At 68.0% G+C, this 18,853-nt stretch carries 18 protein-coding genes and 1 tRNA gene; 5 read left to right on the forward strand and 14 right to left on the reverse strand.

Annotated features, from left to right (window positions below):
* The first annotated feature begins 366 nt into the window (after positions 1 to 366).
* Complete coding sequence (locus OHA86_RS19550; protein ID WP_329177082.1) at positions 367 to 564, forward strand: hypothetical protein; 198 nt, start codon at positions 367 to 369, stop codon at positions 562 to 564.
* A gap of 290 nt (positions 565 to 854) precedes the next feature.
* Here the strand turns inward: OHA86_RS19550 and OHA86_RS19555 are convergent, their stop codons facing one another.
* The 3 genes from OHA86_RS19555 to OHA86_RS19565 form a co-directional block, all read right to left on the reverse strand.
* Complete coding sequence (locus OHA86_RS19555) at positions 855 to 1,838, reverse strand: DUF5926 family protein (RefSeq protein WP_329177083.1); 984 nt, start codon at positions 1,836 to 1,838, stop codon at positions 855 to 857.
* Between the two features lie 306 nt (positions 1,839 to 2,144).
* Positions 2,145 to 2,843 carry an ATP-binding protein gene (locus OHA86_RS19560; protein ID WP_443071773.1) on the reverse strand — a complete coding sequence of 233 codons (699 nt, stop codon included), beginning with the start codon at positions 2,841 to 2,843 and terminating at the stop codon, positions 2,145 to 2,147.
* 90 nt (positions 2,844 to 2,933) lie between these two features.
* The gene (locus tag OHA86_RS19565) at positions 2,934 to 3,788 is read right to left on the reverse strand and encodes a glycerophosphodiester phosphodiesterase (protein ID WP_329177086.1); all 855 of its coding nucleotides are present in this window, start codon (positions 3,786 to 3,788) and stop codon (positions 2,934 to 2,936) included.
* A gap of 155 nt (positions 3,789 to 3,943) precedes the next feature.
* Here OHA86_RS19565 and OHA86_RS19570 point away from each other — a divergent pair, with 155 nt between their 5' ends.
* Both OHA86_RS19570 and OHA86_RS19575 read left to right on the forward strand, forming a co-directional pair.
* A complete protein-coding gene (locus OHA86_RS19570) occupies positions 3,944 to 5,806 on the forward strand; it encodes a S1C family serine protease (protein WP_329177087.1) in 1,863 nt (620 codons plus the stop codon).
* A gap of 51 nt (positions 5,807 to 5,857) precedes the next feature.
* A tRNA-Ser gene (locus OHA86_RS19575) sits at positions 5,858 to 5,944 on the forward strand.
* 162 nt (positions 5,945 to 6,106) lie between these two features.
* Here the strand turns inward: OHA86_RS19575 and OHA86_RS19580 are convergent.
* The 10 genes from OHA86_RS19580 to OHA86_RS19625 form a co-directional block, all read right to left on the reverse strand.
* Positions 6,107 to 7,510 (reverse strand): tyrosine-type recombinase/integrase, encoded by a 1,404-nt coding sequence (locus tag OHA86_RS19580; protein ID WP_329177089.1) that lies wholly within the window; start codon positions 7,508 to 7,510, stop codon positions 6,107 to 6,109.
* Between the two features lie 53 nt (positions 7,511 to 7,563).
* A complete protein-coding gene (locus tag OHA86_RS19585) occupies positions 7,564 to 7,731 on the reverse strand; it encodes a helix-turn-helix transcriptional regulator (protein WP_329182476.1) in 168 nt (55 codons plus the stop codon).
* A gap of 170 nt (positions 7,732 to 7,901) precedes the next feature.
* Positions 7,902 to 8,198, reverse strand: a complete 297-nt coding sequence (locus OHA86_RS19590) for a DUF6303 family protein (protein ID WP_329177091.1) — start codon at positions 8,196 to 8,198, stop codon at positions 7,902 to 7,904.
* A 3-nt stretch (positions 8,199 to 8,201) separates the two neighbouring features.
* Positions 8,202 to 8,789, reverse strand: coding sequence for a hypothetical protein (locus OHA86_RS19595; RefSeq protein WP_329177092.1), 588 nt, complete (start codon positions 8,787 to 8,789; stop codon positions 8,202 to 8,204).
* Positions 8,790 to 8,816: 27 nt separating this feature from the next.
* Positions 8,817 to 9,014: a hypothetical protein gene (locus tag OHA86_RS19600; RefSeq protein ID WP_329177094.1), complete on the reverse strand. Its 198-nt coding sequence runs from the start codon at positions 9,012 to 9,014 to the stop codon at positions 8,817 to 8,819.
* Positions 9,015 to 9,030: 16 nt separating this feature from the next.
* Positions 9,031 to 9,225 carry a hypothetical protein gene (locus OHA86_RS19605; protein WP_329177095.1) on the reverse strand — a complete coding sequence of 65 codons (195 nt, stop codon included), beginning with the start codon at positions 9,223 to 9,225 and terminating at the stop codon, positions 9,031 to 9,033.
* Positions 9,226 to 9,245: 20 nt separating this feature from the next.
* Entirely contained in the window at positions 9,246 to 9,497 is a 252-nt protein-coding gene (locus OHA86_RS19610; protein WP_329177097.1) for a hypothetical protein, read from the reverse strand.
* Between the two features lie 131 nt (positions 9,498 to 9,628).
* The gene (locus OHA86_RS19615) at positions 9,629 to 11,647 is read right to left on the reverse strand and encodes a cell division protein FtsK (RefSeq protein WP_329177099.1); all 2,019 of its coding nucleotides are present in this window, start codon (positions 11,645 to 11,647) and stop codon (positions 9,629 to 9,631) included.
* Positions 11,648 to 11,792: 145 nt separating this feature from the next.
* The gene (locus OHA86_RS19620; protein WP_329177101.1) at positions 11,793 to 12,914 is read right to left on the reverse strand and encodes a hypothetical protein; all 1,122 of its coding nucleotides are present in this window, start codon (positions 12,912 to 12,914) and stop codon (positions 11,793 to 11,795) included.
* The gene (locus tag OHA86_RS19625; protein WP_329177102.1) at positions 12,911 to 13,177 is read right to left on the reverse strand and encodes a hypothetical protein; all 267 of its coding nucleotides are present in this window, start codon (positions 13,175 to 13,177) and stop codon (positions 12,911 to 12,913) included. The genes OHA86_RS19620 and OHA86_RS19625 overlap by 4 nt, the downstream gene beginning before the upstream one ends.
* 276 nt (positions 13,178 to 13,453) lie before the next feature.
* On the opposite strand from OHA86_RS19625, the gene OHA86_RS19630 reads away from it, so the two are divergent.
* Both OHA86_RS19630 and OHA86_RS19635 read left to right on the forward strand, forming a co-directional pair.
* Positions 13,454 to 14,242: a GntR family transcriptional regulator gene (locus OHA86_RS19630; protein ID WP_329177103.1), complete on the forward strand. Its 789-nt coding sequence runs from the start codon at positions 13,454 to 13,456 to the stop codon at positions 14,240 to 14,242.
* Positions 14,236 to 15,000, forward strand: a complete 765-nt coding sequence (locus OHA86_RS19635; RefSeq protein WP_443071774.1) for a glycosyltransferase family 2 protein — start codon at positions 14,236 to 14,238, stop codon at positions 14,998 to 15,000. The genes OHA86_RS19630 and OHA86_RS19635 overlap by 7 nt, the downstream gene beginning before the upstream one ends.
* 489 nt (positions 15,001 to 15,489) lie before the next feature.
* On the opposite strand, the gene OHA86_RS19640 is transcribed toward OHA86_RS19635, so the two are convergent.
* Entirely contained in the window at positions 15,490 to 18,690 is a 3,201-nt protein-coding gene (locus OHA86_RS19640) for a metallophosphoesterase family protein (RefSeq protein WP_329177105.1), read from the reverse strand.
* Between the last annotated feature and the right edge of the window lie 163 nt (positions 18,691 to 18,853).

Raw genomic sequence — 18,853 nt, forward strand, 5'->3', positions numbered from 1 at the left:
CCCATGACCGGGCGGCCTGCGGACCGGCCGACCCGCTGATCGTGAGCGACGACAGGGGCGTACGGCGTGGCAATTGCCACGCCGTACGCCCCTGCGCCCTGTCCGCGGGCATACGCCCGTACGGGTGATGCGCGCTTATGTGGTGCGCACACCGGGCGGCGTACGGTCGAGGCACTGCTCGTACGGCCGGGTGCGTAACGCCCACTCACTCGTCCGGGTAACCGTGGTCCGCCGGTGACTGCCGCGACGGCGACGGGTAGGCCTGATGTCGTGGTCCGGCCCGCTATGTTCGGTCCGTGGCATTCCGCCGTCACGCGCCGCACCGGGCCGCAACGGGCATGACGTCGAGCGCAAGGGGAGGGGCACATGGCATCGCACCAGCCGCTGCAGGAGACCGGTGACCGGTTGCGCCTGATCGCCGCCGCCAGTGTCGCGGCGCTCGCCGTGGTCCTTCCGCTGGCCGCGGCGACCGCCGGCCCGCACGGCGACGGCGTCCACCGCGGCAACGCGGGCCACAGCGCGTCGCACCATGCGTCCGGCACGGACTCGTCGGACGGCGACTGAGCTGTCCGAACCGGCTGCCGAGCCCGCTGCCGACCACTTCGTCAGCCTGCCGTCGACCGGCGCCGCAACATGAAAAACCCGGTCGCTGACGACGGGGGATGCATCAGCGACCGGGCTGAATAAACGGTAACAAGACTTCGTCCGATCGCAAATTCCCCAGCCGGGACGGGTCCGTCGAATCGTGGCGATTCCAAGGGAGTTGTGACCGGAATCACTGACCAACCGCTCAGTCGGGTGCCGCGGGTCCCGGCCGCCCGGGTGCAACCGGAACCCGCGGCACTCGCGAGCGGTCAGCTCAGGGTGATCTGCCGGTTGGTGAAGCCGCTCCTGGCCCGCCGCTCCTCCATGGTCAGCGGCTCGCCGCGGCCCAGCGTCTCGGCCAGCCGCTCGCCGAACGCCGCCGCCGGCTTCTCGACCTCGTCCGCACCCATGCCCGCCGGCAGGTCCCACACCGGCACCGTCAGCCCGTGCGCGCGGAAGGAGCCGACCAGCCGGGTCCCCTCGCCGAGCGAGGACGCGCCGGCCGCGTGCAGCCGGGCCATCGCGTCGAGCAGCGCCTCCTCCGGGTGCGGCATGACCCAGCGCAGATGGTTCTTCTCCGGCGTCTCGCACCAGTAGGCCGCGTCGACGCCGGTCAGCCGCACGGTCGGGATGGCGGCCTGGTTGGCGCGCTCCAGCGACGCGGCCACCTCGCCGGTCGCGGTCCCGGCGTCCTCCAGCCAGTATGCGAAGCCGCTGTGCACCTCGGGCACGAAAGCCGCGTCCAGGTCGAGCAGATCCTGTAGCCGCGGCCCGTCGGGGGCGGGCCTGCGGCCCTCCACCGGATTGCCCGGCTCCGCGGTGAGCGCCCGGGTCAGGGTGTCGGCGAGGTCGCGGCTGATGTCACCCGAAGCGGTGTCGCTCTGCAGACCGAGCAGCACGGCGCCGGTGTCGCGCCGCAGCCCGGGCCACGCCATCGGAAGCACCGTGGCGAGGGTGACCGAGGGCACGCCGTCGGGCAGCGGCTCCTTGAGGGTGAGCGGCACGGTCGCGGCCGGCACCAGTTCGCGCAGCGCCACCCAGTCGCACTCGCCGGGCAGGCCCTCGAAGGGCCGCCGGACCAGCTCGGTCACCGCGTGCGCCGCCTCGCGGCCGTGACACGCCTTGTAGCGGCGGCCCGAGCCGCACGGACAGGGCTCGCGTGCACCGACGACCGGCACGGCCGCCCCCTCCGCGATCCTGGTGGCCTGTGCGGCCCCCTTGTTGCTGGTGGCGGTCGCGCGCTTCTTGGCCATGGCTCGGTCTCTCCCGGTGCGGCGGTATTCCCGCCGCGAGCCTAGCGCCCGGCGGGCCCGCGGCCGGACCACGACGGGCGGGGGCGCGTACGGGCGTACGGGCGGCGCACGGTCGCGGGCCTACCTCCGGCCGTGCGGGCGCGGCCGTGGCTCGGGCCGCCACACATGGGCGGGCACCCGGCTCGGGGCGTCGGCGCTGGGACGGGTACACCCGGTTCGGACCGTCGGCGCCGCGGCGGGCGGGCACCCGGCTCGCGACGTGCTGCGACGGGCGTACACCCGGCCCGGGAAGCCGGCGCCGCCGGTTCAGCTCAGGTCGTCCAGCGACTCGGCCAGGTCCAGGGGGAGGCCGAGCGGGATGCCGCGGGGCAGGCCGATGCCCGTACCCCCGCTGCCGAGGTCGTCGCGGCGGGCGTGCCGGCCGCGGACCGGCAGCAGCGCCCAGACGGTGACCTCGCCCGGCGCGCCGTCCCGTACGCCCCAGCGCAGCGCCAGGCTGCCCACGATGCCCAGGCCCCGGCCGCCGTGCGCGGTCAGCGAGGGACTGGAAGGGCGCGGCCTGGTCGGGCCGCCGCCGTCGGTGACCTCGACCTTGAGCAGGCCGTCCGTCCCGATGGCCCACCCGGCACGTATGCCGCGGTCCTGCGCCGCGGACCGTGCGCCGACGCCCGTACCTGCGGTGTCCTCCACCACCCCGTACATTGCGTCGGCCTGGTCGCCGAGCGGCCGGGCGTGCCGGCAGGAATTGCTGAGCAGTTCGGAAAGGATCAGCACCGCGTCGTCGATCACCGTCTCCGGCACGTCCTGCGCGTACAGATCCCCGCGCATACGTCTGCGTGCTTCCGCGACGCCGGTAGGACCATGCGGCAGTGCCATGGTCGAGGACGTCGGCACTTCCTGCGCGACCATCAACGACACCCCCGTGACCTCCTTCATCCCACGCCACGGGATGGATGCCCTCTGGGACTCGACCGGAAACAGACCAACCCAGATCTGTTGGCGCACTTCATACGCCCCCCGGACGCCCGCGCGTGATAGGCGCATGCCGCGGGCATGAGCCACCCGCGCCGAGCCCGTGGCAATGTCGGCGGCAAGTCAGTCGCGGGGGCCTTTCAAGCCGCTCAACTGGGCCAGCACCTGTCGCGGCCGGTTGGTGATGATGGCGTCCACCCCGAGCCGTGCGCACAGCTCCACATCCGCGGGGTCGTCGACCGTCCATACATGGACGCGGTTTCCGGCCCGATGCAAACGCGCCACATACCCCGGATTCGCCCGCACGATGCGCATGCTCGGCCCGGCGATCCGCACCCCCGCGGGCAGCCGCCCGTCCCTGTGCCGCGGCGACACATATTGCATCAGATACACCGTCGGCAGCGCCGGTGCCGCCAGCCGTACCCGGCGCAGCGAGCGGGACGAGAAACTCATCACCCGCACCTGGGAGGCGGCACCGGGCGGCGGGGGACGGTCGAAGCCGAAGGTGCGCAGCAGGTCGATCAGCCGCTCCTCCACCTGCCCCGCCCAGCGCGTCGGGTGCTTGGTCTCGATCGCCAGCTCCACCCGGCGCTCGGTGTCCGCGACGAGTTCGAGCAGCCGCCGCAAGGTGAGGACCCGGCTGCGTTCGGCCAGGTCGTGGCGTTCGGGCGCCTCGGGGTCGGTGTGTTGGCCCTTCCACGAGCCGAAGTCGAGCGCCGCGAGGTCGGCCAGTTCGAGCGAGGAGACGGCGCCGCGGCCGTTGGACGTACGGTTCACCCGCCAGTCGTGGACGCAGACCAGCTCCCCGTCCGCGGTCAGCCGGATGTCGCACTCCAGGGCGTCGGCGCCGTCCTCGATGGCTTTCCGGTACGCGGCGAGCGTATGTTCTGGTACATCCTCGGAAGCACCCCGATGGGCGACGACCTGGACAGGTCGCCCGTCCGGGTACGCCTCCGGGACCGCGCGCGCATGTGTCACCGGTTCATGGTGCCACCGCCTCGCCGGCGGCATCGCGAACCGGGCCCCCGCGCACGCGCCACGGACATGCACAGCTACCGCTTACGGCGGTCCGACACGCCGTGGGAAATGCTGTGTTCGCCCCACTACCCTGTCCTGACCCGAGGAGAAACGCTGTGAGCACCGAGAACGAAGCCGGATCCGCCCCGGCTGCGGAGTCGGCAGCGACCGCGCCCGACGGTGCCGCGCCCGACAGTGACTCGGCGGCACAGGCCCCTGCTCCTCCGGCGGCCCCGCCGGCGCCCGCGGCATCTGCCGCGCCCGCCGACGCGCCCCGGACCGAGGTTCTTCCCGCGCAGGCGCCCCCGCCCGTGGGCCCGCCGTCGCCGTACGGCCCGCCGCCGGCCGCGCTCGGCCCGCAGACACCGCCGGTGCCTTCTGCCGCGCCCTACGAGCAGGGCGGGCACAGCGGGTACGAGGCGCCGAAGCCGGCGGCGTACGAGCCCCCGGCGCAGCCGCAGCAGCAGCCCGTGCACGACGCCCCGCCCGCCGCGCCGGTCGTACCGGCCCAGGCGCAGGCGTATCAGCAGCAGTCGGCGTACGGCAGCACCGAGCAGACGTCGCAGGCGCCCGCGTACGGGGCGGAGCAGCCGTCACAGCGGTCCGCGTACGGCGCCGAGCAGACCGCGCACGCCCCCGCGTACGGGGCGGAGCAGCCCGCGCACGCACCGGCCTACGGCGCCGAGCAGCCCGGCTACGCCTCGGACCAGCAGCAGGCGCCCCGGGACCCGTACGCGGTCCCGGCCACCCCGGCGTACGCCACCGGCGGCCAGCCGCCGCAGACCCAGCCCGGTTACGGCGGGGGCGGCCCGGAGGGCCCGGTGTGGGGCGCGCCCGTGCCGGTGCCGCCGGACGGCGGCCGCAAGCGCCGCGGCTTCGGCGGCCTGGTCGCCGCGGTATTGGTGGCGGCGCTCGTCGCCGGCGGTGTCGGCGGCGGCATCGGCTACTGGGCGGCCGAGCACAACGACAACGACACGACGTCCTCCACCACCGTCTCCGACACCGGCAGCCAGAAGGCGCTCAACCGGGCGCCCACCTCGGTGGCCGGCATCGCCAACAAGGCGCTGCCGCGCGTGGTCACCATCAAGGCCAGCGGCAGCCAGGAGAGCGGCACGGGCACCGGTTTCGTCTACGACACCGAGGGCCACATCCTCACCAACAACCACGTGGTGGCCCCCGCGGCCAACGGCGGCAAGCTGACGGTGACCTTCTCCAACGGCAAGACGTACGACGCCACCGTGGTGGGCCGCGCCCAGGGCTACGACGTGGCAGTGGTCAAGCTCAAGGACGCCTCGGGCGTCACGCTCACCCCGCTGCCGCTGGGCAACTCCGACCAGGCCGCGGTCGGCGACGCCACCATCGCGATCGGCGCGCCCTTCGGCCTGTCGGGCACGGTGACCACAGGCATCGTCAGCGCGGTCCACCGCCCGGTGGCATCCAGCGACGGCCAGGGCTCGGCGTCCTCGTACATGAGCGCCATCCAGACCGACGCGTCCATCAACCCGGGCAACTCCGGTGGCCCGCTGCTCAACGCCAACGGCGCCGTCATCGGCATCAACTCCGCGATCCAGCCCGGCGGCGCCACCCAGCCCGGCAGCCAGGGCGGCAGCGTCGGCCTCGGCTTCGCCATCCCGATCAACCAGGCCAAGCGCGTCGCCGACGAGCTCATCAAGACCGGCCAGCCGGTCTACCCGGTCATGCAGGTCAGCCTGGACGGCCAGTACCAGGGCGACGGCGCCAAGATCGGCGCGACCAGCGACTCCGTCCAGGCCGGCGGCCCCGGCGCGCTGGCCGGCCTCAAGCCCGGTGATGTGATCACCAAGTTCGACAACACGATCGTCGACAGCGACGAGACCTTGATCGGTGAGATCTGGCAGCACCAGCCCAAGGACAAGGTCACCGTCGTCTACACCCGCAACGGCACCGCCCACACCACCACGGTCACCCTCGGCGCCCGCAACGGCGACTCCCCCCAGTAAGCTGTCCCCCGCACGCCCAGGACCCCCACCCGGGGTCCCCCGGCGCTGCGGGGAGGCTTGCCCGAGCGGCCGAAGGGAACGGTCTTGAAAACCGTCGTGGCAGCGATGTCACCGTGGGTTCAAATCCCACAGCCTCCGCATAGGTAGGAAACACGCAGGTGAGGGTGGGTCTCGGAAGTCCGAGACCCACCCTCACCTGCGTGTGCGTCCCGCACCGGTGCCATTGATTCCCGCTCTGGACCAGTGCGTGTGGCCAACCTGTGGCCAGGTCCGGGGGGTCGGTCCGGGATCTACGGTCCGTTATCCCTGCTGGTCGGAGAGAGCGAGGCTGATCAGCTCGTTGGCGTGGTGCTGAACGCCGCGGAGGATCTTCGCGTAGAACCGCCAGAGCACCGCCGGACTGTGCCCGGCCCGCCTGGCGACTTCCACAGGGTCGACGCCCGCCTTGATCCACAGGGAGACCCCGGCGTGCCGGAGCGAGTACGGAACATCGGCGAGGGGCGTCTCCCGGTCCTCCGGCGGGAGGGCCTTCTCCCGGGCTTCCTGCCACATCGCCGTGTACTCGGTCGAGCGCACGCGTCCGCCGCCGGCCGCCCGGAAGAGTCGGCCGTCCGGGGCCGTCCCGTACGTCTTCCGATGCTCCCGGAGGAGGCCGACGAGTTCAGGCGGGATGGGCACGGCGCGGGTCGCCTTCCTGGCACGCCGTTTCAGGCCGCGCTTCTCGTACGAGAGCCCGTCGTCGGTCCAGCCCGAGCCGACCTCGGGGCGGCTCTCGGCGAGGACGAGTTCACCCCATGCCTCCTGCTGGGCTTCGTCCGGCAGGACGCAGGCGCTGCTACCGAGCGCGGCCACTTCCGACGGCCGCATGGCCGCGAAGTACAGGCAGCCGAAGAACGCCTTCAGGTGCTCGCCGCGTGCCCCTTGCTCCCCCACGGCGTCAATCAGGCTGCGAGCGAGAAGTGGGTCCGGCACGTAGCGGAAGTCAACCTCGTCGTCGGTGGCGGGCGGCTCCCAGTCGATCCGGGCGAGCGGGTTCGCCGTGAGGAGGCCACGCTCGACGGCATAGCGAAGGGCGTTGTTGAAGGTGGTCCGCTTCCGGCGGACGGTGTTGTCGGCGGCGGCGGTGCCGTCGAGTCTGAGAGACAGGGCCGTCAGAGCCGCGCGCAGTTTCTCCGAGTGCGGCAGGTCGGACATCTTCAACGAGTTCTCGGCGATCCACGCCAGAGCCGCCGCTTCGTCCTCCGGCACGGTCTCGGCGTCCTTGCGTGTTGCCAGGGTGCCATCGGCCGTTCGCCGAACTTGGAACGCCCGCGTACGCAGCGCGCGCCGCGAGACCTCGCGGTTCGGCACTCCTTTCTGCGAAGAGACGAGAACCGCGGTGACGGTTGCCAGCGCCTCCGCGATGCCGGCGCGGTGCTTCGCGGCGGCGCGCGGCCACTTCATGAGGGTGTACGCGCACGCGTGCTCGTACCACGTGGGCGATTTCAGTTCGCGTAACTCGCTCGCCGGAAGGCCGGTCTCGGTGTCGAACTGCTCGCCCTCACGCACGGCGGACATCAACTGCGATCGCCGAGCGTCGGCCAGAGTGTGCGTCCTGAACGGCGCCTGGTGCTTCTGAGCACCGACTCGCCAACGGAGCTGGAAGGGCGCGCTCTTGCTGTTGCGGTCCCGGATACCCCAGATCCGCACGTCGTAGGTCAACATGTGGCTCCTCCGCACGGGCGCGCGCCACGTGGACGCGCACCCGGGATCTGGGTTCAGTCGGACAGGTCCTGGCAGGTGGTCGCCCACCAGGCGTCGAGGTCGCTGCGACGCACGCGGATCTGACCATTGGGGAGGCGGACGCACCTGGGCGCCTTTCCGCGGGCGCGCATCCGGTAGAAGGCCGAGCGGGACATGCCGATCTCGTCGAGGACGTCGGGCAGCTTGAGGCTCGGCTGATGGACAGGCGGCCTTGGGCCGCCGGGCCTGCGGCTGCCCCGGGGCGGCGGGGGTGTGCTGTGGGCCATGCTGGTGGCACCTCCTGTGCCTTCGGTGGGACGGAGGGCCGGAGCAGCGGGCGTCCTTGGCCGGTTGGCCGCTGCTCCGGGCGGGGTCAGGCGGGCGGGGCGGTCCCGGGTGTCACCGTGGTCGTGGCGACCAGGGAGACGACGCCGTCCGGGTCGCCCTCGAAGACGGTCTCCATCCACTCCCAGGTCTGTTCGGCGCCGAGGGGAGTGAAGCCGAGGGAGCGGAGTGCGGCGGCGCGGTCGTTGAGGGTCGGGATGCCGGCGGCGATCGGGAACGGGACGTGCGGCCAGCGGGCTTCGTCGGGCAGGGCGACGAAGATCTGCCATTCGGTGCCGTCCCAGGAGCGGATCATGTGGGCGCGCAGCGGGGCCTGTTGTGTCATGGGTCAGCTCGCGTGCAGGAAGCCGTGGGTTTCGGCGTGGCGTATGAGGTGGCGGAGGGCGCGTTCGGCGCATTCGCCGTATGCGTAGGCCGTGTTGGCGAGGGCGGCGGGGTCGTCCTCCTGGGCACAGGCCAGGAGCCGGGCGCGGAGGTCGGCGAGGTCGCGGGCGCCGGCTGCGGTGGTGAGGGACTGGCTCAGGTCCGGTAGGTCGGCGGGGTCGAGGACGTACATGCCGTTGCGGTCGCGGGGGAGGTCGACGTGGCGGGGGTGGTCGTTGCGGAGGACGGCTTGAACCGCCGCGGCGGTGCCGTGGGCGTAGCCGAGGGCGGCGTTCTCGTACAGCTCGGCGGTGTGGTGTTCGAGGACCATGTAGAGGTCGCTGAGCTGCCAGAGGGCTTCGTCGTGCGGGCGTACGGGCTCGGCGCCGGCGGTGGTGACGTGGCCGGGCACGGGGACGATGCGGGCCGGGTCGGTGGTGCGGGCGGTGAGTTGGGCGTGCTGGTGGGCGGCGCGGAGTTCGCGGGCGGCGGCGCCGAGGGCGTACACGCTGTCGGTGAGGCTGAGGTGCCAGGCCGGTGCGGTGTCGGGCATGGGGGGTCCTCCGTTGGTTGGTGGGGGTCAGGCCAGGCTTCGCAGGGCGGCGGGGAGGTCGCCGTCGAGGGCGGCGAGGCGCTGTTCGATCGCCTGCCAGGAGTCGGCGTCGATGGCCATCAACCCGGCTATGGCGGTGGCGCTTTGGCCGAGCTGGAGAGCGGTGAGGATGTCGCGGACCTCGGCGGCGGCCATGAGGGAGATCCGGGGCGGTGCGGTGGGCATGGTGGCTCCTGTCGGGTCAGTTGCCGGAGGTGGGGATGGCGTCGCGAAGCGCGGACATGATCTGGTCGATGGACGGTGCGGCGCTGGTGCGGGCGAGGTAGAAGCCGAAGAGCAGGGCGACGATCGCGGCTCCGGCGCCAACAGCGCGGTAGCGCATGAGGAGCGCCAGGAGGGCGCCGAACAGGACGATCGCCGAGATGCTGAATGCCATGGCGGTGCCTTTCTTGACGGTCAGCGGGTGCCCTCGCGGTGGAGGCGGGTAGCGGCGTTGTAGAGGTGCCGGCCGACGCGGACGCGCTGTCCGTATCCCTTGCAGCGGCGGCACTCCCGGCCGCGGATGATCCGGCCGCGCCGGTTCTGCCGCACCTTGAAGCCGAACCCGCCGCACCTGCGGCAGACTCCGAGCGGGCTGACCGCGCAGAGAGCCGCGTAACAGAGCGTCGCCACGATGGCGAGGGCTATAGCGGAGACGAGCGGAGACATGAGAGCCCCTTCCAGGGCGGAAAGAGGGTGCGTGAAATGAGCCGCGCTAGTGACTAGTTGGCTGCTCAGGAGCGCTCTTTGGCGCTAGCGGGGGTGCTAGGTCTAGCGGGTGCCGGCGCTAGGCCACACGGCTAGGCGGCGGCGGTGCCGTCGTCACGACGGGTGATGGCGTCGAGTACGTCGGCCCGCCGGACTCCGCGGCGGTTGGCACCCTTGCCGTCCTCCGTCGTGCCCCAGACCTGGACCGTGCGGATGCCGTACGGCTTGAGCGCGGCGGCCAGTTGCTCAGGGCTCCACTGGCCGTAGACGTCCGGGCGGAGTTCGGTGAGGCGGGCGATGACGTCCTCGCTCCACGCCTTCGCCTTGCCGGACGGCAGAGCGGCGGCGACATCGGCGAGGAGGTCGTACGACGCGGACGCGTCGGGCTCGGGCCGCTCGCCCACGGCGTGACCGGTGAGCAGGCCGGCCTGCTGGCGCAGGGCGCGGACGCGCAGGGCCAAGACGTCGGCGGTAGGGGCGTTGACCTCGACGCAGCGCACGATGCGGGCGTCGGCACCTTCGCCGACGAACCACGCGATGCCCTTGTCACCCCACGCAAGCGTGTTGGCCCGGATGCCGCGCTTGTACGAGCCGGTGCCGAGGACCATGTCGTTCTCGATCTGGCCCATGACCTTGAGGCACCAACGGACCGTGGTGTTCGCGGAGATGCCGGTCGGCAGCGACTTCGAGTCGGGCCGCTGGGTGGCCAGGAGCAGCGTGATCCCCAGCGCCGGGCCGCGTTTGACCAGGTCGGTGCAGTGCTCCTCGAACTCAGGCCCGTGCTTGGGGTGTTCGAACCACTTCTGGCACTCGTCAGCCCCGACGATGATCGGGTGCAGCCCGAGCTTGCGCATGTCCGCGAGGGCGGAGGTGACCTTGGACTCCGGACACAGGTCCTTGGGCAGCTCGCGGATGACCTTCGCCCGTCGCCGCAACTCGGCGCGCAGCTCGCGCAGATCGGCGAGGGCGTACGCGATGTCCTCGTCCTCCTCGCCCGCCCGGTAGCGGTGAGCGACGTGCGCGAGCGCGGACAGGTCACCCGTGCCCTTGAGGTCGTACGCGTGGATCTCGGCCCGCAGGTCCATGCAGGCGATGAGCAGGACGAGCCGGAGCAGGAACGTCTTGCCCATCCGCGGCACGGCCCCGACGATCCCGGAGACGTACATCAGCGACTGCGACACCCATCGCCCGCGCTGGTCGGTCGCGAACGGTTGCGCCTTGAACAGGTCCAGCGGCTTGGCCTCCAGCAGCGCCCACTTCGGTTGCCGGGTCCGGGACATGTCCTGGTCGCCGACCCAGAGGCGGAGCCGTCCGGTGTGCTCGTCAGGCACGGTCTCCGGCCATACGCAGCCGAGAGGGCGCCGCAGCCCGGACGCCAGCCGTTCGCGGCGGTCGATCACGTCGGCGACGGTGACGCCGTACGGGAGGTCGCCCTCCGCGAGCCAGCCGGGGCCGTCGCGGGTGATGGGCGCGGTGAAGGCGAAACCGGGGCCGCCCTTGGACTGCGCCTGGTTGATCGCGGGGATGCCGAGCGCACCGAGGGCTCGCAGAACGATGTCGCTAGTGAGCTTGGTGGCCTTGGGGATCTCCACAGCCCTGTGGATAACCGGATCATCGGCCGGCTGCCCGAGCCTGCCGAGCCCCATGACCGCCACGGTGGCGGACGCGGCGAGCATCCAGGCCGGGGCGAGGACGTACGCCACCAGCGCGGCGACCGGCCCGAGGACGGACGCGGCGACGCCGACGACCGTGCGCCACCGCACCCGGCGATCGCGCTGGCGCGACAGTTTCAGGTACTCCTCGATGTCCTCGCGGGTGGCTGCCGCCTGCCGCAGCGGCTCCCCCTCGGCGTCGACCAGCCAGCGCAGGACGCCGCCGACGAAGCGGGCGGCGCCGCGGGGCGCGCGAAGGGTGAGCTGCAAGGCGTACCAGGGCGCGCGGGCCAGGTGGTACGCGCTGACGTGTCCGGCGTACGCGGTGACGCCCCTCGCGGCGGACTCGAACTCCTGCCGCGACCGCGCCCACGCCGGGACGACCGGCCGCCGCTTCGCGCCGCGTACACGGGCCAGCAGGCCATGTACGGTCGGCCCGGAGGCGGGCTTGTCCACCACGAGCGGAGTGCCAGGGCCGGTCGGTACCTCGTCCGGGTGCGGTAACGGGCCGCGCCCCGGGTCGTCTTGCCTGTCGTGCTTCACTGGCAGTTCCTTCCTTCGCGGGAGGTGTGCCGGGGCCTGGCCCTACCCGCCAAAGCAGCGGTCAGGCCCCGGTGTTGGAGCGGGCGGAGTTCACCGGACGCGGGCCGCGCTCGGTGTCGAGCCGTACGAACACGGTGTGGACGTAGCTCGGCGCGCGGGTCGCCCGCCGGGCTGTTTCGCGAACGGTGAGACCGTCGGCCCAGCCGGCTTCGATGGCGGCCAGGGCATCAGCGGTGTTGAGCTTGAGCCGGGGCTGTTCAGGTGATCGGGCGGTGTCGTTCACCGGCGGGAGGTCGGTGAACAGCAGCCGCGGGTACGAGCGGATGGTGGCCGTCGCTCGGGTCATCTGGTCGCGGGCCTGGTCCGCCAGCGCGGACGCGGTGGGGTCGTGCGCCAACTCGGCCCACGGCGAGGGAAGATCGACTACCGCGAGTGCGGCGGCATCGCGCCGGACGGCGAGTTGGCCCAGTAACTTGCGGCGCTGGTCGCGGTTGTCGCCGACTGATGCGCGAGCAGAGGCGACCGACAGCCGACGGGTGAGACGCCGTCGCTTGCGCCTGCGCTCCGCGCTGATCTCGGCGAGGCGCGCGGCCAGCGCGACGGCTCGTACGGTCGCCCGGTCGCGGGTGATCTGGGCCGCGTCCCGGTGTCGTTCGGCGATGCCGAGCCGGGAGAGCAGGCGTTCGCGCAACTCCCGTGTCAGCAAGGCCCCGAAGCCGCGTGTGGATGCGTCGGAGGTGCGGTGCCGTAGCTCGATGCCCATCGCGAGGTGCCAGAGCATCGCCGCCATGACCGGACCGACGAAGGCGCGTACGGTGCCGCCGACCGGACCCGACTCGGCGTACGCCGGGATGACCTGGACCGACGTGATCGCCCAGACCAGCACTCCCGGGACGCCCGGGGCGGCGTTCGGCCCGTTGAGGTTCTGCCGGGCCATGAGTGCCGTGGCGAAGAGCGCGAGTTCGGCGGCACCGAACATGGCCGCGCGTTCAGCCGTACCGGCCATGTCGAGGTAGTCGGCGGTGAACCGCCACGACGTATCGGCGCTGTATGCCGTGCACCCAACTGCCGCCAGAGCGGCGACCCTTACGGCGGGCGTTCCGCGCCTCAGCTGCTTTACGGCGTAAAGAACGACGCAGGCAGCGGCGATCGTGGCGCCGACGTACGCGAGGGCTGTGTTCATGACGCCGCCCCCGCCCCGCGGTTGCCCCGCAGCAGCGCGGCCCCGCCGAGCCGTACAGCGTGCAACGCGTCCTGCATGACGAAGTCGTCGTGCTCGCCCTCTTCCAGCAGCTCGGCGAGGACGTCGCGCGCGGCGGTCAGACGGGCGGTGCGGTGCTCGGCGGACTCGCCGGGACGGCCGAGGAAGAGGTCGCGGAAGTCCTCCGTGATCTCGGGTAAGCCGGGGCCGCCGGGTGCGGGATGGCGACCGGTGGATGGAGGCATGGCCTCTCCTGAGTCCTGAGTGGATGGGTGGTCCGGCGGACGTGTGGGCCGCCGGTGGTGCGTTCAGGTGCCCCTATGGAGTTCTCAAGCAACCGGCGCTTCCCTCCGACCCCTGTTGCGGAGCCATCCGGGCGCTGTCATGTGTGCCTCTTCAAGAGATCCTGTCCTCAGGTCCTCTTTAGGAGTAACGAGACCATGGCGTATCTGCTCTCACTCGTCAAGACCTCTTGAGGACTTGTATGCTGAAGTCGCCCGACGATCAGGACGGTGGCGCACATGGCCAAGGCATACGAGCGGATCGCTGACGATCTACGCGACCGCATCCGCGCAGGGGAGTTGGCTCCCGGCGACCAACTCCCCTCAGAGACCGCCCTCGTGGACAAGTACGGGAAGAGCCTCCCGACGCTGCGCCAGGCGCTGGGACTGCTTCAAGCCGAAGGTCTGATCGAGAAGCAGCACGGCCGCGGCAACTTCGTCCGTCGCCCTCGGACGCCCATTCGGCGCACGAACCTCCGCCACCAGTGGGAGAAGAACCGCGTCCGCGAGCCGGAGCAGCAGCGCGCCGGGACCGGGGTCACCGAGCACGACACCGGGTTGGAACTGGATGACCTGATCTTCCACGCGGCCTATCGGGAGGTCGAGGCGGAGCCGGAGATCGCCGAGGTGCTCGGCGTGGAAGTCGGCACGGCCCTGGTCGAGCGCACGTACCGGACGCGCTACCGCGTCGAGCCGGCGCCCTTCACCCTCGTGCGGTCCTTCCTGGTCCGCGACGTGGTCGCCGAGAACCCCAAGCTGCTCGACGCCGCCAACGAGCCCTGGCCCGGTGGCACGCAGAGCCAACTCTCCACTATCGGGATCGAGCTGGGCCGCATAGAGGAGCTGGTCACTGCACGGCCGCCGACCGCAGAGGAAGCCGAGGAGTTGGCCTTGCCGCCCGGCACCGCGGTGATCGTCCTACGCAAGACGTCATATGACGTCGACGGTCGGGCCGTCGAGCACTCCGACGTGATCCTCCCGGGCGACCGTACGGAAATGCTGTTCACCACCAACCTGGAAAGGTGGTGACCGGCGTGCCGGTCCGCCGCATCGATGTCGTTACGGCCGTGCACGCGCCCTCGGCGCCCTTCCTCGCGGACGCGTACAAGTCGCTGTGCGCGCAGGAGCTGCCGGACGGCTGGGAGTGGCACTGGATTATCCAGGAGGACGGCTTCGGCGACGCTGTACGCCCCCACGTCCCCGACGACCCCCGGGTGAGCTTCTCCCAGGGCCGCCCCGGCGGACCGGGCGTGGCCCGCACGATGGCGCTTGCGCGCGCGGCCGGTCCATACGTCAAAGTCCTCGACGCCGACGACCAGTTGACCCCGGGCGCCCTCGCCCGCGACCTGGCCCTCCTGGAAGCCGACCCAGCTCTCGGCTGGGCGACCTCCCGCGTCCTGGACCTGCTCCCCGACGGCTCGACGGCCGGCTTCGACGCCGACCCGGAGGACGGTCCCCTCGCTCCCGGCGTCGTCTTCGACTTCTGGAAAGCCAACGGCTACCGCGCCCAGGTCCACCCGGCAACCCTCTTCATCCGCCGTGACCTCCTCCTGGCCCTGGGCGGCTGGATGGCCCTCCCGGCATCCGAGGACACCGGCCTCCTCCTGGCCCTCAACGCGGTGGCCCCCGGCTACTTCACCCGCGAATACGGCCTGCTCTACCGCAAGTGGGAAGGCCAGGCCACGGCTCAAGGCACCCACACGGACACCGCAGAACGTGAGGCTCGCATGGACGTCGTGGCAGCCAGGGCCGAAGCTCTATCCCGTCTTGTACTCAAGAGTGGATGATGCCAACGAGAGAATACGATCTGCGCAACGGAATACCCGCAGCCATGGGCCTTCGTGGAGCCACTGTGCAGTGGCGAGCTCCTGTCCGTCACCATTGCAGTGCTTGACGCCTTCGGCCTGTGCGTGGCGTTGGATGGCGTGGCCGGCCACTCGCTCTTCTCGGCATCGGGTCAGCACTAATCCCGAACTGCTTAAACCTTGGCGTCCTTGTCCAGGCCGCCGATGGCACGGCGGGATTTGTCGACCTGCAGGTCTCCACAACCGTACCTAGGGTAGAGCCGCCAGCAGTCAGGCAAGCTGGTGAGCAAATTCCTTATCATGGCGAACGAAGCTCAAATCCCACTTTCCTGACGACAAGTCCCATTCGACCAGTAGGTGCCAGTCGAGATCACATCATCAATGGATACAAATTATCGATCCTCAGCGCTGTGGCTGACCCACGGTGTGCCAGTGCATTGGCACACCGGATGCCGTATCGGAAAAATCCTATTAGAGAAGCTCTAGAGGATCTTTCCGTGGGCCGCCAATACGATTAATTCTCAATCTCCGCTTCTTCAGTTCCTCTCTGTATCGATTGCGACTCCCGAGCCTGGATGCCTCATTGGGAAAATCCGTGTTATGAATTGCAATTTCAGCGATAAATGCGGCCAATCTATCAACTTCTTGCGGTCCGCTTTGCGAACTAAAGAAAGCAGATAGCGCCATAAATCTAACTGTCGATAGCACGACCTGCCTACCACCATGCCGCTTGAAGACTTCTTCCGCATGGTTCAGCCACTCACGCTCGCCCGTTTGATGGAGGAGTATGACGGCCATGAGCGCCTGCCCTGGCTCGGCCAGAAAGTCACTGTCCCTGAGTGCGGATTGGGTGAGCCCAGCCAACTTCTTGCTTGCCAACGAGTGCGACATGCCACCCCAGGCGACAATTATTGGCGCGTAGAGGAGAATTCGATCGACCAGTTCTTCCTTCTCGAGCTCGGGAAGCTCAATATCTTTTATCGCAGATTCAAGGATAGTTTTGGCGTAGCCTCCTGTCGCTTGTTCACTCGCTATGATTGCGGCTAGAACGCCAAAGCCGTTAAGGGCAAGTTCAAGGGTTGACCTCTTGAGGCGGATATCGCGCACTAGTTCACTGTTACGGAGGACAGACGAGAGGAGCGAGAGCCCGTCAAAGTAGGCTTCAGCGTGTGATCGAACTCGATTCCTATCAGCGCTTCTTGTCTGCTCCACTTCGCGAATTGCATCAAGCTGGTCAAGCACGTCATCCATGCGCCTGGCCAGATCCCTGTTGAGTTCTTCATCTTCGCCGAGGGCGTTTTCTGGGCTGACGGTATTAGGATCAGGGAGGAAGCCGTCGAAATCAGTACTCGGGTCCCAGCCTTCTCGATTCGTGATCACCGAAAATGGGTCCTCGCCCTCTGAACCCAATCCAGAGCGCATCGTTCTGAATTCATCTGCAATCCTCTGCAACAGAAGCGCATCGTTTCGTTGCAGTGCCGCGGCATGCCGAATTATCTCAATGTGAGAGATTGGATCTCGCAAGATCCATTCCTTGAATTCCGAGCTATCATTCATCTTCTGTGCGGCGAAAAAGTACTGCAGCATTGGCTGGCGAAATCGGACTCGCCCTGAACGTTCGAACAGGACCCGTCGTGCGGCAAATGAGTCAACAACACGACTTGAAGGCTCAGACCACCCTAGTTCGTCAAAATAGTCAAGAAGGAATCTCTCGGTTTCGACTCGGGACAATGAACTGACGCCTTCGCGCACGATTTTTTCTGCAAAGGACGAGAGGATGTCTTGGCGCTCACGGAAATCGAGTTGGAATCTACGGTCTTCGGTCGTATCTTCACGCCCAAGAAGCATTCCAGCGTAGATTTCAATCACGGCCGTGTCGTTGATCCCAGATGCCCAAGTCTCGTTATCCCCGAAGATCGAGACTAGGGCGGCCATCATAGACGGATTGCGTGGAAGCTTCTCCCGCTGCAGAATGTTGAGCACGGAGGTTACTACCCTCTCCGACTCCTCAGAATGCAAGAGCTCCACTAGGTGCCGAACTTCACGCCTACCGAATATGCCGAGGTAGCGTCTGCATACCTGATTTCCCCTTCCTTGAAGACCCGTTAGCAGTTTCGCGTCGTCAGAAGAGCTGCAGCCGAGGAAATAAATATTTCCCCGTTCTTCGGTCACAAACTTGAGGAGTTTTAGGAACTTCTTCTCGGTACTGGGGTCAATGTTATCTACAGAAAGCGCCAATCGAGGAAGCTCGTCCTTTCGACCGAACGCTACGCCGCCTTGGGCGAGTTCCTTCTTGATTGCAGCGGCGACACCGTTTGGACCGTTCTCAATCTGAGCGTAGTCGATCACTGCCGGAACGAACTGTGAATCTAAGGCGTATGCTTCGTAAGCCAGCCAGCGCAATGTACTCGTGAGGCCACTAGATTCGTCTCCGACGATTACAAAATGACCTTGCTCAGAGAATTTCTCCCTTAGGTCGTCCTTTCCTATTCGGTTCCCGTCCTCTGGGTCTCCAGCGGCTATATATTGCTCCAGTGGAAGGGGAAGAAGCGCAGGAGGGACAAGAAGATCTGCCATTCCTCGAACGTTTACGTCTGGGCTGATGAGTACACTCTCGCTGCGCACAATATCCAAGAGATACTCTGCGGCCAAGTCCGAATTTTTCGTAGGGGTGCCCGCTTCGGCATCCCGCGTATGGGGCTCTTGCCTGATGATTCCTGCAGGTATATGCACTCGACCATCTGATGCGATATCAAGGGCCGCATCAAACTCATCTCGTCTGTCGTAATAAGTACGCACTGTGGCCTCATAGGGCCTGGCATCTTTGGAGGGATCGATCTCCAAAATTGAATACGAATTAGTATACTCACGGCTCTGGTAAAGAGAACCTGCGCTACTGTGCACGATGGTTCCTGATGCCCCAGTTATTTTTTGTGGTTCGCTGAGGTGAACGTGCCCAGTGCACAAGACGTGGAAGTGATTATTCAGCTCTCTATTGACGTCGACCCTGTCGAAGTCTGCTAGCCAATCGAGCGGATGGTGCATCACGGCAACTCTAATATCGGCGCCCATGACAGCACGGGCGGCGTCTGTTATTTGGCGGTCGCCGACAATTAGAGCGGCCCTGTCGCCATCGTCGCCCGCTCCGGTAGCTCGCCACGATGAAGTAAGGCTGGCTACGGCTACTGATGAGTCTCCGGATTTCAAGCGATGTATCGCCAGTAGTGGCGATATTCGCTCTACTTCGGACTCTCTATAATATTCTGCGTGAAACTCAAGCCAGGGATTTAGTCGGTCAATTTGATTCGCGAGAGATTTCGGATCATCTAGCAGTCCGTTGACTGACTCTCGTGTTGTCAGTAGTTGCTTCAGTCCCTCTTCGGTGAAGCGATCGATCCTGCTGATGTCAATATCGTGATTGCCGGGAGATAGGACAATCTGGTTTCGTTCGAGACCCAATTCTTCTTGAAGCGGGGCAAGCAGGATATTTAGAGCGAATCGGTACTGATCTTTTGTGGCGCTGAATGCGATGTCGCCACTGAATATGACTGAGTCAATAGGCGCCTGCTGGTGCTGAACTTTTATGTCGCGCAGGAATGCCTCGATGATTTTTCGCTGATCAGACTCCCAAGTGGATCTCACGTGAAGATCGCTTATATGGAGTATGCGCATAGTCACCCCTGTCCAGAGCGCATCAATGGTGGATCATGTCATCCGAGGCATCAGCAGACGACGACACCTGTTGCGGATTCTAGCTCGAACAGGATCAGTTAGGGGGAGCCTCATAGTAAGTCGATCGTCTGATGTGGGGTGAGTAGGTGGAGCCACGCCTCTG

Origin of the sequence: Streptomyces sp. NBC_01477 (genome assembly GCF_036227245.1) — a bacterium.
GTDB lineage: Bacteria > Actinomycetota > Actinomycetes > Streptomycetales > Streptomycetaceae > Actinacidiphila.